This is a genomic window from Phreatobacter cathodiphilus, assembly GCF_003008515.1.
Taxonomy (GTDB): Bacteria; Pseudomonadota; Alphaproteobacteria; order Rhizobiales; family Phreatobacteraceae; genus Phreatobacter; species Phreatobacter cathodiphilus.
Genome location: NZ_CP027668.1, coordinates 964,245 through 977,445, shown reverse-complemented (window position 1 = coordinate 977,445; position 13,201 = coordinate 964,245). Strand labels below are relative to the sequence as shown.

Genomic DNA, 13,201 nt, shown 5'->3' with positions numbered 1-13,201 from the left:
CGATATCATTGGGGACCATGCCCCCCACCCCTGACCCCTCCCCGCCGCAAGCGGGGGGAGGGGAGACGAGCGACATCCGCGGGCGCGCCACCGAAGCCGCCGCAGTGAGGAAGGGGGCGCCCTTCCCCTCTCCCCGCTTGCGGCGGGGAGGGGTCAGGGGTGGGGGGCCACCGGGCCGAAGGGAGCGGGCCGCCATCATGCCCCTGCCCCCGTCACATAGCCCAGCCTGAGATCCCGTTCGCGCGCCGCCGGGTCGCGGCCGGTGGGATCGCCGAAGCCGCCGCCGCCGGGTGTTTCGAGCCTCACCCGGCCGCCCTGCGGCAGTTTCACGCCGGTGACCTTGGAGGCCATGGGCGGCGAACCGGTGGTTGCGCCGTCGCTCCATGTGAAGCGGTTGAGGGCCCCCTCCCCGCCGCCATTGACACCGAAAGGGGCGTAGCGGCCGCGCTCGCCGAGGAGGAAGACCTCGGCGCCGCGCGCGTCCAGCACCTCGATCTCGTAGACGGCGCCGAGGCCGCCGCGCCGGGTGCCCTCGCCGCCGGAATCGGGCCTGAGCGCCCATTGCGTGAACATGACGGGATAGGCCGCCTCGAGGATTTCCACGGGCGGCATGGTGGCGGTGGAGATGGGGTTGTTGGCGTGGTTGAGCCCGTCGCTCTCGGGATTGCCGCCGAGGCCGCCGCCGAAGAAGTTGAACATCACCCAGCGCTGGCCGTTCGCCCGGTGGCCGGCCATGGAGAGGGCGTTGATCGTGCCGAAGGGCCCCGCGGTAGCACGCTCCGGCACCGCCTTGGCGAGCGCGCCGAAGACGACGCCGATGAGGCGCAGGATGGTCTCGGTATAGCCGGCCATGGGCCGTGGCGCCGTCGCGCCGAGCAGCGTCGTGTCCGGCACCACGAAGGTGATGGGCCTGAGGCAGCCGGCATTGGCGGGCACGTCGGTGAAGACGTGTTTCAGCGCCACGTAGCAGGCGGCGATGGTGGTCGGCACCGAGATGTTGATCGGGCCGGCGCAGGGCGGCGAAGAGCGCGAGACGTCGAGCACCATGGTCTCGCCGGCGATGGTCAGGTCGAGGGCGACGGTGAGCGGGGCATCGACGATGCCGTCGTTGTCGAGATAATCCTCGAAGGCATACGTGCCGTCGGGCAGCGCCGCGATGGCCTCGCGCATCAGCGCCTCGGCGCGCAGCGAGAAGGCCTCGAAGGCGGCCTCGACGGTCGCCGCGCCGTACTGGTCGAGCAGCGCGTTCAGCCGGCTCTCGCCGAGGTCGAGGGCGTTGAGCTGGCCGTTGAGGTCGCCCCAGTTGGAGTTCGGCAGGCGCGAATTGGCGGCGAGGATGTCGAGGATGTCCTGGCGCATCTCGCCGCCGGCGACGAGCTTCACCACCGGGATCAGCACGCCCTCCTGGAAGCTCTCGGTGGCGACGGGGTTGTAGCCACCGGGCACGTTGCCGCCGAGGTCGAGCCAGTGGCCGGCGGAAGCGAGCCAGCAGAACAGTTCGCCGTCGCGGAAGACCGGCCGCACCAGGCGGATGTCGTTGAGATGGGTGCCGCCGGCATAGGGATCGTTGAAGATGAAGGTGTCGCCGGGCTTCAGGCCGCCCTGCGCCTTCACCTTGTCGATCACCGCCTTCACCGCGAAGGCCATGGCGCCGACGAAGATGGGCAGGCCCTTGGTGCCCTGGACGAGGGTGTCGCCGGTGTCGCGGTGGTAGAGGCCGTGGCAGGCGTCTCGCGCCTCGGCGATGATCGGGTTGAAGGCCGAGCGGTAGAGCGTCGCGTCCATCTCGTCGGCGATCTGCTCGAGCCGCCCCTTGAGGACCGCGAGGGTGACCGGATCGAGGCTCATGCCCCGTCCCCGGTCGTGTCGTAGCGCTTGCCGATTTCCAGGAGGTCGGTGGTGCCGACGATGTCGGCGAGCTCGTCGAAGCCGTACATGTCCTCGCGGATCGAGTCGGTCGTGCCTTCGGCGCGCAGCGTGTCGTAGAAGCGGCGGGCGGTCTTCGCCATGGCACGGACGACGCCGGCGGAGAAGACGACGAGGCTGAAGCCCATCGCCTCGAGGTCGGCGACGGGGGTCATGGGCGTGCGGCCGCCCTCGACCATATTGGCCATCAGCGGGCGGATGGAGCCGAGCCGCTTCGGCACCGAGGCGAGTTCCTCTCGGGTGCGCGGCGCCTCGACGAAGATGATGTCGGCGCCCGCCTCGGCATAGCGCTCGGCGCGCTCGAAGGCGCGCTCGAAGCCCTCCACGGCCCCGGCGTCGGTGCGGCCGACGACGAGCAGTCCGTTCTGGCGGGCGTCCACCGCCGCCTTGATCTTGCCGACCATCTCCTCGGTCGGTACCACGGCCTTGCCCCTGAGATGGCCGCAGCGCTTGGGAAAGGTCTGGTCCTCGAGCTGGATGGCGGCCGCCCCCGCCCTCTCGAAGCAGCGCACCGTGCGCTGGACGTTGATGGCGTTGCCGAAGCCGGTGTCGCCGTCGACGATGAGCGGCACCGAAACCTTGTCGGCGATGCGCATGATGACGTCGGTGACGTCGCTCATGGTGGTGAGGCCGATGTCGGGCATGCCGAGCCGGGTGTAGGCGATGCCCGCGCCGGTCAGATAGACCGCCTCGAAGCCGGCGAGGACGGCGATCTGGGCCGTCAGCGGATCCACCGCGCCCGGTGCCAGCAGGACCGGCCGCTGGTCGAGCCGAGCGCGCAGGGTGTCAGCAGGGCGGGTCATCGAAAGTCTCCGGCAAGGCCTTGGTCATGAATGGCAGGCGTGGACAGGGGCATGGTCTAGAGCCCCAGATAGGCGCGGCGCAGGTCGTCGCTGGCCGCGAGGTCCGCGGCCGGACCCGATAGTGCGAAGACGCCGTTTTCGAGGATGAAGGCGCGCGAGGCGACCTCCAGCGACTGCACGACGTTCTGCTCGACCAGCAGCACGGCGAGACCGTCGGCATGGATGCGCCGGACCAGCGCGAACATCTCCTCGACGAGGAGCGGCGAGAGGCCGAGAGAGGGCTCGTCGAGGATGAGGAGCTTGGGCTCGGCCATCAGGCCGCGGCCGATGGCGAGCATCTGCTGCTCGCCGCCGGAGAGGGTGCCGGCGAACTGGCCGCCGCGCTCGGCGAGGCGCGGGAAGGTTGCGAAGACCCGGTCGAGGTTGGCGGTGCGGGCCGGCCTGCCGCGCCGGTAGGAGCCGAGCACGAGGTTCTCGCGCACCGTCATGTTGGGGAAGATCTTGCGCCCCTCGGGCACGTGGATGAGGCCGCGGGAGACGATGTCGCCCGGCGTCGCGCGGGTGACGTCCTCGCCGAGGAAGCGGACGGTGCCGGACGAGGCCCGCAGGATGCCGGAGAGGACCATGTTCAGCGTCGTCTTGCCGACGCCGTTGGAGCCGAGGACGGCGACGATCTCCCCCGGCGCGACGCTCATCGACAGACCGCGCAGGATCTCGGTCGCGCCATAACCGGCGACGAGGTTCTCGACCGCGAGGATCGGCTCAGCCATGGGCGGCCCCCCTCTGCAGGCGGCCGGCGGCGCCGGGGCCGAGATAGGCCTCCACCACCGCCGGATCGGCCACCACCTCGCCGGGCGAGCCGGCGGCGATGAGGCGGCCGTTGGCGAGGACGTGGACGTGCTCGCACAGGCTCATCACCGCTTGCATGACGTGCTCGATCATCAGGATGGTCACGCCGCTCTCGCGGATGGCGCGGATGACCGGAATGATGTCGCGGATCTCGGAGGGGTTGAGCCCCGCCAGCACCTCGTCGAGCAGCAGGAGACGGGGACCCGTGGCGAGGGCGCGGGCGAGTTCCAGCCGCTTGCGCCCGGCGACCGTGAGCGAGGAGGCGGGACGGCCGAGGTCGGTCAGGCCGACCTGGGCGGCAACCGCCTCGGCATGGGCCATGGCCTCGCTGCGGCCGGGATGGCGAAGATAGGCGCCGACGGCCACGTTCTCCAGCACCGAGAGACCGGCGAAGGGCTGGACGATCTGGAAGGTGCGGGCGATGCCGCGCAGCGCCAGCCGTTCCGGCGTCTCGCCCGTGACGTCCTCGCCGGCGAAGAGCACGCGCCCGGCGCTCGGCGCCTGGAAGCCGGAGACGAGCGTGAAGAGCGTGGTCTTGCCGGCGCCGTTGGGGCCGATGAGCCCGGTGATCGACCCTTCGGGCACGGTGAGGCTGACGTCGCTGACGGCGACGAGGCCGCCGAAGCGCTTGGTGAGGCCCTCGACCACCAGCATCAGCGCCCTCCCAGGCTCTTGAGGAGGCCGATGAGGCCGCGCGGCGCGAAGGCGATGACCAGGATCAGCAGCACGCCGTAGACGACGAGGTCGACGCCCGGCACGGCGGAGCCGAAGGCGGCGTGGATGACGGTCTTGGCCGCCTCGCCGAGGCCGATCAGCGCCATGGCGCCGAGGAGCGGGCCGAAGACGGTGCCGATACCGCCGACGATGGGTGCGAGCAGCGCCTCGACCGAGATCCAGGCGCCATAGGCGATGTTGGCGTCCACATAGAGAAATTTCTGGGTGTAGAGCGCGCCGGCGACCGCCGTGATCGCCGCGGACAGCGTGATGGCCTTGAGCTTGACCTTCAGGGTGTCGACTCCGAGCGCCCGGGCGGCATCCTCGTTCTCCCTGACGGCCACCAGCCAGGCGCCGAAGCGCGAGCGCTCCAGCACCCGGTTGAGGACCAGCACCCCGGCCACGAAGGCGAGCGCGAGGTAGAAGAAGGCGGCCGGGGCCTCGAACTGCATCTGGCCAAAACCGATGCGCAGCGGCACCAGCGTGCCGGCGGCGCCGCCGGTGACCGGCGTGGCGTTGGCGAGGATGCGGAAGACCTCGGCGAAGGCGAGGGTGACGAGGGCGAAGTAGGAGCCGCGCAGGCGGGCGCGGAAGGCGAGAATGCCGATCACCGCGCCGACGAGGCCGCCGAGCGCCATAGCGGCCGGCAGCGCCGCCCAGGCGTTGACCCCGTAGCGGGTCTGCAGCACCGCCTGGGCATAGGCCCCGGTGCCGAAGAAGGCGGCGTGGCCGAAGGAGAACTGCCCGCCATAGCCGCCGGCGATGTTCCAGCCCTGCGCCGCGAGCGTGATGATCAGGATGAAGATCATCAGGTTGAAGAAGGTGTTGGCCCCGGCGAAGAGGCCGGCGCCGACGAGCAGCGGCACGGCCAGCGGCAGCAGCGCCAGAGCGGCAATCGCGAGCAGAATGGAGCGGTAGGCGGCGACGGTGCCGGGGGTCATCGCGGAGCCTCCCCGGATGCCTGGCGGAGACTCGACGGGACGAGGCTCTCATGCGACCACCCCCCACCCCTCACCCCTCCCCGCCGCAAGCGGGGGGAGGGGAAAAGCGCGGTCCCTGCACCATCGCGGAATATGGTGCTTGCCAGGAAGCACCAACGCCTCCCCTCCCCCCGCTTGCGGCGGGGAGGGGTCAGGGGTGGGGGGCAGATTTGGGCAACTCTCATGCCCTGGCTCCGAACAGGCCGGTCGGCCGGACGAGCAGGACGAGGATGAAGATGAGGAAGATGCCGATCTGGCCGAGGCTTTCGCCGAGATAGAGACCCGACAGGCTCTCGACCACGCCGATGACCAGGCCGCCGAGCAATGCCCCCGCGATGGAGCCCATGCCGCCGAGCACCACGACGGTGAAGGCGACGAGGACGAAGGCATTGCCGACGCGCGGATTGACGTAGAAGGACGGCATCAGGAGGCAGGCGGCCACCGCCAGCGTCGCGGCGCCCAGCCCGAAGGTGACCGCATAGATGTGGTTGACGTCGATGCCGACGAGGTAGGCGCCGAGCTTCTCCTTCGCCACGGCGCGGATCGCCTTGCCGGTGTCGGTGAGGGCGAGGATCGCCCACAGGCCGGCCGCAACCACGATGGCGACGCCGAAGCCGATGACCCGCGGCAGCGACAAGAGCGCGAAGCCGAGGTCCACCACCGAGAAGGAATAGTCCAGCGTCAGCGCCCGCGTGTCCGAGCGGAAGACGGCGAGCAGCAGGTTCTCCAGAACGATCGACAGGCCGAGGGTGACGAGGAGGATGGCGCCGTCGTCGTTCCGGCTCGCCGGCGAGATGACGAAGCGCTGCAGCCCGTAGCCGAAGGCGAAGAAGAGTGGGGTCAGCGGCAGGATGGCGAGATAGGGGTCGATGCCGAAGCCGAGATGAGCCACCAGAACCGCGAACATCGCCAGCGTCAGCATGGCGCCGTGGGCGAAGTTGATGATGTGCAGCACGCCGTAGACCAGCGTCAGCCCCAGCGCGACCAGGGCATAGACGGCGCCGGTGAGGAGGCCGTTGAGCACGGCTTCGAGCACGATCTGCGGCGGATAGGACCTGAACACGGGAGAGAGACCTCACCGGCATGACGACCCCGCGGCAGGTGGCCGGCCGCGGGGTGGAGGGACTGCGGAGCGACGGCCTCAGCCGGTCACCGGGAAGACCGGCTTGGCGTCGGCGAAGGTGTCGGGGAAGATCACCTTGATGTCGCCGTTCTGCACCTGGGTGTTGACCGGGGCGGCGGCGGTGTTCTGGCCGTTTTCGAACTTCGTCGTCCCGTAGGGCATGATGTGGTCGGCGAAGGTGGAGGCGGCCATGGCCTCGATGATCTTGATGCGGTCGCGGGAGCCCGCCCGCTCGACGGCATCGGCCACCAGCCGCACCGAGGAATAGTTCAGCGGCACGTTGTAGAGCCAGAAGCGGCCCATGGCCTCCACCTGCCGGCGCAGCTCGGCCGTCTTCGGCTTGCGCGGATCGGCCCAGTGGTTGCAGTCCATGACGTTGTTGGCGGCGTCCGGGAATTCCTTGACGAAGCGGAAGTTCGAGGCGGCGCCGTTGAGCACCGCATAGATGCCCTTCGGCCGAATGCGCTGCTGCTGCATGGTGCGGGCGAGCAGCACGAACTCGCCGTAGTAGCTCGAGGGGATGACGAGATCGGGGTTCAGCGCGCGGATACGCAGGGCGACATTGGACATGTCGCGGGCCGGCGTCGGGTGCGGGATGGTCTCGAGGATCTGGAAGCCGAGAGCCGAGAGCCGGTCGTTCATCAGCTTGGCGAGGCCGGTGCCGAACAGGCCGTCCTCGTGAACCAGCACCACCGTCTTGGCCGGCTTGCCGGCGGCGTCGTTGAGCTTGACGAGGTTCTCGATGGCGGCGCGGGTGACCGCGCCGAAGCCGGGGCCGAAGCGGAAGGTGTTCTTCAGGCCGCGCGAGACGATCTGGTCGGAGACGCCGACATCGACCGCATAGGCGATGTCGTAGCGCGAGGCCGCCTGGGAGGCGGCGAGGCAGATGGGCGAGGCGAAGCCGCCGACGATGGCGGAGACGCCCTCGGCATGCATCTTCTCGACCTCCTGGGTGCCGGCCTCCGGGTTGGAGCGGGCGTCGCCGAAGACCATCTCGATCATGGCGCCGCCCAGCGACTTGATGCCGCCGGCCTTGTTGATCTCGTCAATGGCGAGCTGGGCGCCGAGCCGGCCATATTCACCGTCCTGAGCGAGGGCGCCGGTGACCGGCTGGAGGATGCCGAGCTTCACCACGGGGGCCTGGGCCCTGACGAGGCCCGGTGCGGCGATGATGGCGGCTCCGGCGGCGCCGGTCTTCAGGAGGCTACGTCGCGTCGTTGCAGTCCAGTCGGTCATGGTGGCTGGTCTCCGTCCGTTACACTCTGGAAGCGGCAGGCGTTGATCGCCCGCTCGTGTCGTCTTTGCGGGGCGCCCGAGGCGCCGGTGTCCCGTCAATCGTTGGCGTCCGCTCCGTTGAGTCCGACGCCCATGCGCAGGCGCTCCACCGGCGACCACAGGCGGTCGCCGCCGGAATCGATGCGGACGAGGTCCATCTGGAACGAATAGCGGTCCGGTCGGTAGAAGGCGGTCAGATGCTCGATGCCACGCCGTTTCACGTCGAAGACGACGCGGTTGAGAGCGAGGAGCGGCGCGCCGATGTCGACGCCGAGCGCCTCGGCGACGTCGGGGCCGGCGAGCGCCGCCGTGATGGTCTGCGTGGCGCGGTCGACCTTGACGCCGGAGCGCTCGATGAGCGTCAGCAGCGGCTGGGCCCCGAGCTCGGCCTCCGTATAGGTCGTGCCGATGCGCTGCGGCACGTGGGTGACGAGATAGGAGAAGGGCTCGCCGTCGATGATGCGGACGCGCACCGAGCGCTGTACCCGCTCGCCGGCCTCGAGCTTCAGCGCCTCGGCGACGTCGGGGTTGGCCTCGACATAGCCGAATTGCAGCAGCCGGACGTCGGTGGACCGCCCCATCTCGACGAGATGGGCGAGCGCATTGGACAGGTCCGCGACGATCGGTCGCTTGATCATGCGGGCCGTGATGAAGGTTCCAGCCCCCGGCCGGCGCGAGATCAGCCCTTCGCGCTCCAGCTCGGCGAGGGCCCGGCGGATGGTCACACGCGACACGTCGTGCAGGCCGGCGAGGTCGGGCTCGGACGGGAGGCGCGTGCCCGGTGTCAGCTCGCCGGAGGAAATCCGGTCCCTCAACGTCAGATAGACGCGCCGCGTCTTCGATGTCTCGATTGCTTCCGCCATGACCTCTCTCCCCCTCAGGCCGGGAGTCGCACCGGGGCGCCTTGGCGCGGGCCCCTTGTTCGGCAGTGCGACGGTCTGCATTTGTCTGCCAGCCTGTTCGATGGATAGAGATAGAGAAATTTCGAGCTTTGTCTATCCTATGATACAATGTTTGTCCGTCAAGCATCGTCGTGGAGATGAGAGTGGATCTGCCGGCCACACTGTTCGACCGATTGTGGGACAGCCACGTGGTGAAGCGCCGCGCGGACGGGCTTTCGCTGCTGTGGATCGATCGCCATTTCGTGCATGAGGGCTCTCACCACGCCTTCGGCCAGATTGCAGCTCGCGGCGCGGCGGTGGCACGGCCGGACCTCACCTTCGGCGTCGCCGACCATTACGTCCCGACGCGCGGACGCGGCGGCCCGGTGGCGGACGCCTCCATCGCCCGCATGGTCGACCAGCTCAGCGCCAACACCGCCGCCCACGGCATTACCCTGTTCGGGCTTGACGACCCGCGGCAGGGCATCGTCCACGTGACCGGCACCGAACAGGGCCTGACGCTGCCGGGGCTGACGGTGGTCTGCGGCGACAGTCACACCTCCACCCACGGCGCCTTCGGAGCCTATGCCTTCGGAATCGGGGCCTCCGAGGTCGCCCACGTCCTGGCGACGCAGACCCTGTGGCAGAAGAAGCCGAAACGCATGCGGATCAACGTGGACGGACGGACCGCGCCGGGCATCACTGCCAAGGACATCATGCTGACCGTCATCGCGACCATCGGCGCCGACGGCGCGGCGGGCCACGCGATCGAGTTTGCGGGGGACGCCATCCGAACGCTGTCGATGGAGGGGCGCATGACCCTCTGCAACATGTCGATCGAGGCCGGCGGGCGCTGCGGCATGGTGGCGCCCGACGCCACCACCTTCGCCTATCTGAAGGGGCGTCCCTTCGCGCCGGAGGGCGCACTGTGGGACCGGGCGGTGGAGGCCTGGGCGGGGCTCGCCGGCGATCCCGATGCCGCCTTCGACCGCGAGGTGAACCTCGCCGGCGGCGACGTCGCGCCCACCGTCACCTGGGGCATCAGCCCCGAACAGGCGCTGCCGATCACCGCCGCCGTGCCCGATCCGGGGCGGATCGCCGATCCGGTGAAGGCGGCGGCGGCGCGCGACGCGCTCGACTACATGGCGCTGGCGCCGGGACAGGCGCTGCAATCGGTCGCCATCGACCGGGTCTTCATCGGCTCCTGCACCAATGCGCGGATCGAGGACCTGCGTGCCGCAGCGCAGATCCTGGCGGGCCGCAAGGCGGTGGTGCCGGGGCTCGTGTCGCCCGGCTCGTCGCTGGTCAAGCAGCAGGCGGAGGAGGAGGGCCTCGCCCGCATCTTCACCGAGGCCGGGCTCGAATGGGTCGCCTCCGGCTGTTCCATGTGCGTCGGCATGAACGGCGACACGGTGCCGGCCGGCGAGCGCTGCGCCTCCACCACCAACCGCAACTTCAAGGGCCGGCAGGGGCCGGGTGCGCGCACGCATCTGATGTCGCCGGCCATGGCGGCGGCCGCCGCCGTCACCGGCACGCTCACCGACGTCAGGCGGTTCGCATGAAACCCTTCACGCGTGACACGGCCGCGATGCTGAAGCTGCCGGTGGCCAATGTCGACACGGACCAGCTGATCCCCGCGCGTTTCATGAAGGAGCCGCGCCAGCCCGAGGGCTATGGCCGCTTCCTGCTCCACGACCTCGTGGCCGAAGGCGGCGCGCCGGCCCCCTCCTCCGGCCAGACGATCCTGGTGGCGCGCCGCAATTTCGGCTGCGGCTCGTCGCGCGAGGCGGCGGTCTACGCGCTCGCCGATCATGGATTCCGTGCGGTGATCGCCCCGAGCTTCGGCGACATCTTCGCCTCAAACTGCGTGAAGAACGGCGTGGTTCCGGCGAGGGTGAGCGAGGAGGACGCTGAACGGCTGCTCGACACCGCCGATCTTCCCGTCACCGTGGATCTCGCCGCACAGACCATCGTCTGCGGCAACATCGTGGTGCCCTTCGCCATCGATCCGGTCTGGCGCACCCAGCTCCTCAACGGCTGGGACGACATCGACCTGACCCTGGCCGAGGCCGGCTCCATCGCCGCCTTCACGGCGCGCGATGCCGGCGAGAGACCCTGGGCGACACCGCGCCGCGGTTGAGATTGCGTACGTTTTGGCGTACATTCTCACCATGCGCGTCAAGACCTCGACCGAACTCCGCAAGACCCTCGCCGCCACCCTCGACCAGGTGACGGCGGACCATGCGCCGGTGCTGATCACCCGCGAGGGCGGCAAGCCGCCCGCGGTGCTGATCTCGCTGGAGGACTACACGTCGATGGAAGAGACGACCTATCTGACGAAGAGCCCCGAGAACCGTCGGCGCCTGCTGGAAGCGATCACCGGGCTCGATGAGGGCAAAGGCATCGTGCGCGATCTCCTGGAATGACCGTCGCGTTCCACCCCCTTGCTTGGGAGGATTACCTGCACTGGCAGGAGGCAGATCGCAGGATTCTTAAGAAGCTGAACGCCTTGATCCGCGAGTGCCGACGCACGCCGTTCACCGGCACCGGCAAGCCGGAGCCGCTGAAGAACGAATTCCAGGGCTGGTGGTCGCGGCGGATCGACCAGGAGCACCGCCTCGTCTACCGCATGCGCGGCGAGGTGCTCGAGATCGCCCAGTGCCGCTACCACTACTGAGGGATCATTCCCCGGCGAGGGCCGCCTGCACCGCGGGACGCTCGCCCATGCGCTTCATGTGGTCGGCGACGCGCGGGAACTGCGCCACGTCGACACCGTCGCCCTCCAGCCAGCGCGTCACCGTGAAGAGATAGGCGTCGGCGACCGAATAGGCCTCGCCCATGACCCAGGGGCCGCGGAAGAACTCGGTCTCGATGAGGCGGAAGCTCGCCGCCATGGTCTCCGGCACCTTGCGGCGCATGTCGAGGAAGGAGCTCTCCTCGGTCGCCCAGCGGGCGCCACGGTGCTTATGGGCGTGGTTCACGTGCACGGTGGAGGCGAGATAGGAATTGAAGGCCTGCATCTCGGCGAAGGCGAAGGGGTCGGCGAGCGGGGCCAGCTTCTTCTCGGGGTGGCTCTGCGCCACGAAGGCGAGAATCGCGACGTTTTCGGTGAGAACGCCGCGGTCGGTGACGAGGGCCGGCACCCGGCCCTTGGGGTTCACGGCGAGATAGGCGGGCTTGGTCTGCTCGCCCGAGGCGAAGTCGACGCGGACGGGCTCGTAAGACGCGCCCGCCTCTTCCAGCGCGATGCGCGAGGCCAGCGCGCAGGTCTTCGGGCCATAGAAGAACTTCATCGTCATCGTCTCATCCCACCTTCACGAGCACATGCTTCTTGCGGCCGAAGGACAGCTTGGCGACGCCGTCCTTCAGGGCTGCTGCGGTGACCACCGCCTGCGGATCGGTCACGGCCTCGTCGTTGAGCTTCAGGCCGCCGCCGGCGACCTGACGACGCGCCTCGCCGTTGGAGGCGACGAGGCCGGCCCGGACGAAGAGCGAGAGCACGCCGATACCCGCCGCGAGCTCGGCCGCCGGAACCGTCACCACCGGCAGGTCGTCGCCGAGAGCGCCCTGCTCGAAGGTCTTCCGCGCTGTCTCGGCGGCGGCCTCGGCCGCCTCGCGGCCGCGCACCAGCGCCGTCGCCTCGGTGGCGAGAACCTTCTTTGCCTCGTTGATCTCGGCGCCCTGGAGCGCGGCGAGACGGTCGATCTCGGCCATCGGCAGCAGGGTGAACAGCTTGAGGAAGCGGGCGACGTCGCCGTCCTCAGTGTTCCGCCAGAACTGCCAGTAATCGTAGTTCGACAGCATGTCGGCATTGAGCCAGACGGCGCCGGCAGCGGTCTTGCCCATCTTGGCGCCGGAGGCGGTCGTCAGCAGCGGGCAGGTCAGAGCGTAGAGCTGGTGCGTGCCCATGCGCCGGCCGAGATCGACGCCGGTGACGATGTTGCCCCACTGATCGGAGCCGCCCATCTGCAGGTTGGTGCCGTAGCGCCGGGCGAGTTCGACGAAGTCGTAGGACTGCAGGATCATGTAGTTGAATTCGATGAAGGAGAGCTCCTGCTCGCGCTCCAGCCGCATGCGCACCGAATCCATGGTCATCATGCGGTTCACCGAGAAGTGCCGGCCGATGTCGCGCAGCATCTCGATGTAGTTGAGCTTGGTCAGCCACTCCGCATTGTCGGGCATGATGGCGTCGGTCTTGCCGTCACCGAAGGTGAGCAGCTTCGCGAACACGCCCTTCAGCGCGTCCTTGTTGGCGTTGATGTCGTCGATCGAGAGGATCTTGCGCGTCTCGTCGCGGCCCGAGGGGTCGCCGACCCGCGTCGTGCCGCCGCCCATCAGCGTGATCGGCTTGCCGGCGCCGGTCTTCTGCAGCCAGTGCAGCATCATGATCGACAGGAGGTGGCCGACATGGAGCGAGGGGGCCGTGCAGTCATAGCCCACATAGGCGACGACTTCCCCCTTGGCCGCCAGGGCGTCGAGGCCCTGCATGTCGGAACACTGGTGGATGAACCCGCGCTCGGTGAGGATGCGCAGGAAGTCGGACTGAGGGGCGGCCATGATCTTTCCAGTTGGGGCTGAGTGCCGGACACTCGCGCCCGGCGGAGGCGCGGTGTAGCAGAGGCGGGCTGCAATTTCATCCTTCGAATCGGC

Annotated in this window: 14 protein-coding genes; 4 read left to right on the top strand and 10 right to left on the bottom strand. The window is 69.2% G+C overall.

From position 1 onward, the window contains the following. Positions 1-195 precede the first annotated feature (195 nt). The 8 genes from C6569_RS04720 to C6569_RS04685 form a co-directional block, all read right to left on the bottom strand. A complete protein-coding gene (locus tag C6569_RS04720; RefSeq protein ID WP_106747751.1) occupies positions 196-1,848 on the bottom strand; it encodes a hydantoinase B/oxoprolinase family protein in 1,653 nt (550 codons plus the stop codon). Beyond that, complete coding sequence (locus C6569_RS04715) at positions 1,845-2,729, bottom strand: isocitrate lyase/PEP mutase family protein (protein WP_106747750.1); 885 nt, start codon at positions 2,727-2,729, stop codon at positions 1,845-1,847. Before C6569_RS04715 ends, C6569_RS04720 begins: the two co-directional genes overlap by 4 nt. A 56-nt stretch (positions 2,730-2,785) precedes the next feature. Beyond that, positions 2,786-3,487, bottom strand: coding sequence for an ABC transporter ATP-binding protein (locus C6569_RS04710; protein WP_106750899.1), 702 nt, complete (start codon positions 3,485-3,487; stop codon positions 2,786-2,788). A gap of 4 nt (positions 3,488-3,491) precedes the next feature. Continuing rightward, complete coding sequence (locus tag C6569_RS04705) at positions 3,492-4,232, bottom strand: ABC transporter ATP-binding protein (RefSeq protein WP_106747749.1); 741 nt, start codon at positions 4,230-4,232, stop codon at positions 3,492-3,494. Beyond that, a complete protein-coding gene (locus tag C6569_RS04700) occupies positions 4,232-5,233 on the bottom strand; it encodes a branched-chain amino acid ABC transporter permease (protein WP_106747748.1) in 1,002 nt (333 codons plus the stop codon). The genes C6569_RS04705 and C6569_RS04700 overlap by 1 nt, the downstream gene beginning before the upstream one ends. 220 nt (positions 5,234-5,453) lie before the next feature. Beyond that, positions 5,454-6,335, bottom strand: coding sequence for a branched-chain amino acid ABC transporter permease (locus tag C6569_RS04695; protein WP_215905792.1), 882 nt, complete (start codon positions 6,333-6,335; stop codon positions 5,454-5,456). A 78-nt stretch (positions 6,336-6,413) separates the two neighbouring features. After that, positions 6,414-7,631 (bottom strand): ABC transporter substrate-binding protein, encoded by a 1,218-nt coding sequence (locus C6569_RS04690; protein ID WP_106747747.1) that lies wholly within the window; start codon positions 7,629-7,631, stop codon positions 6,414-6,416. A gap of 95 nt (positions 7,632-7,726) precedes the next feature. Then, positions 7,727-8,533, bottom strand: coding sequence for a GntR family transcriptional regulator (locus C6569_RS04685; protein ID WP_106747746.1), 807 nt, complete (start codon positions 8,531-8,533; stop codon positions 7,727-7,729). A gap of 182 nt (positions 8,534-8,715) precedes the next feature. Here C6569_RS04685 and leuC point away from each other — a divergent pair, with 182 nt between their 5' ends. Genes leuC through C6569_RS04665 form a run of 4 tightly spaced genes read left to right on the top strand, consistent with a single transcriptional unit; the run spans position 8,716 to position 11,228 of the window. Continuing rightward, the gene (gene leuC / locus C6569_RS04680; protein WP_245898234.1) at positions 8,716-10,113 is read left to right on the top strand and encodes a 3-isopropylmalate dehydratase large subunit; all 1,398 of its coding nucleotides are present in this window, start codon (positions 8,716-8,718) and stop codon (positions 10,111-10,113) included. After that, a complete protein-coding gene (gene leuD, locus C6569_RS04675) occupies positions 10,110-10,691 on the top strand; it encodes a 3-isopropylmalate dehydratase small subunit (RefSeq protein ID WP_106747744.1) in 582 nt (193 codons plus the stop codon). The genes leuC and leuD overlap by 4 nt, the downstream gene beginning before the upstream one ends. A gap of 31 nt (positions 10,692-10,722) precedes the next feature. Beyond that, the gene (locus C6569_RS04670; RefSeq protein ID WP_106747743.1) at positions 10,723-10,977 is read left to right on the top strand and encodes a type II toxin-antitoxin system Phd/YefM family antitoxin; all 255 of its coding nucleotides are present in this window, start codon (positions 10,723-10,725) and stop codon (positions 10,975-10,977) included. Beyond that, positions 10,974-11,228, top strand: a complete 255-nt coding sequence (locus C6569_RS04665) for a Txe/YoeB family addiction module toxin (RefSeq protein ID WP_106747742.1) — start codon at positions 10,974-10,976, stop codon at positions 11,226-11,228. The genes C6569_RS04670 and C6569_RS04665 overlap by 4 nt, the downstream gene beginning before the upstream one ends. Positions 11,229-11,232: 4 nt before the next feature. On the opposite strand, the gene C6569_RS04660 is transcribed toward C6569_RS04665, so the two are convergent. Then, entirely contained in the window at positions 11,233-11,850 is a 618-nt protein-coding gene (locus C6569_RS04660) for a glutathione S-transferase family protein (protein ID WP_245898233.1), read from the bottom strand. Positions 11,851-11,854: 4 nt separating this feature from the next. Beyond that, on the bottom strand, positions 11,855-13,108 hold the full coding sequence (gene tyrS / locus C6569_RS04655) for a tyrosine--tRNA ligase (RefSeq protein ID WP_106747741.1): 1,254 nt from the start codon (positions 13,106-13,108) through the stop codon (positions 11,855-11,857). Between the last annotated feature and the right edge of the window lie 93 nt (positions 13,109-13,201).

Bases quoted from the DNA above. Each gene is read 5' to 3' on its own strand.
- C6569_RS04720 (WP_106747751.1), bottom strand. From the start codon at position 1,848: ATGAGCCTCGATCCGGTCACCCTCGCGGTCCTCAAGGGGCGGCTCGAG.
- C6569_RS04715 (WP_106747750.1), bottom strand. From the start codon at position 2,729: ATGACCCGCCCTGCTGACACCCTGCGCGCTCGGCTCGACCAGCGGCCG.
- C6569_RS04705 (WP_106747749.1), bottom strand. From the start codon at position 4,232: ATGCTGGTGGTCGAGGGCCTCACCAAGCGCTTCGGCGGCCTCGTCGCC.
- C6569_RS04700 (WP_106747748.1), bottom strand. From the start codon at position 5,233: ATGACCCCCGGCACCGTCGCCGCCTACCGCTCCATTCTGCTCGCGATT.
- C6569_RS04690 (WP_106747747.1), bottom strand. From the start codon at position 7,631: ATGACCGACTGGACTGCAACGACGCGACGTAGCCTCCTGAAGACCGGC.
- C6569_RS04685 (WP_106747746.1), bottom strand. From the start codon at position 8,533: ATGGCGGAAGCAATCGAGACATCGAAGACGCGGCGCGTCTATCTGACG.
- leuD (WP_106747744.1), top strand. From the start codon at position 10,110: ATGAAACCCTTCACGCGTGACACGGCCGCGATGCTGAAGCTGCCGGTG.
- C6569_RS04670 (WP_106747743.1), top strand. From the start codon at position 10,723: ATGCGCGTCAAGACCTCGACCGAACTCCGCAAGACCCTCGCCGCCACC.
- C6569_RS04665 (WP_106747742.1), top strand. From the start codon at position 10,974: ATGACCGTCGCGTTCCACCCCCTTGCTTGGGAGGATTACCTGCACTGG.
- C6569_RS04660 (WP_245898233.1), bottom strand. From the start codon at position 11,850: ATGACGATGAAGTTCTTCTATGGCCCGAAGACCTGCGCGCTGGCCTCG.
- tyrS (WP_106747741.1), bottom strand. From the start codon at position 13,108: ATGGCCGCCCCTCAGTCCGACTTCCTGCGCATCCTCACCGAGCGCGGG.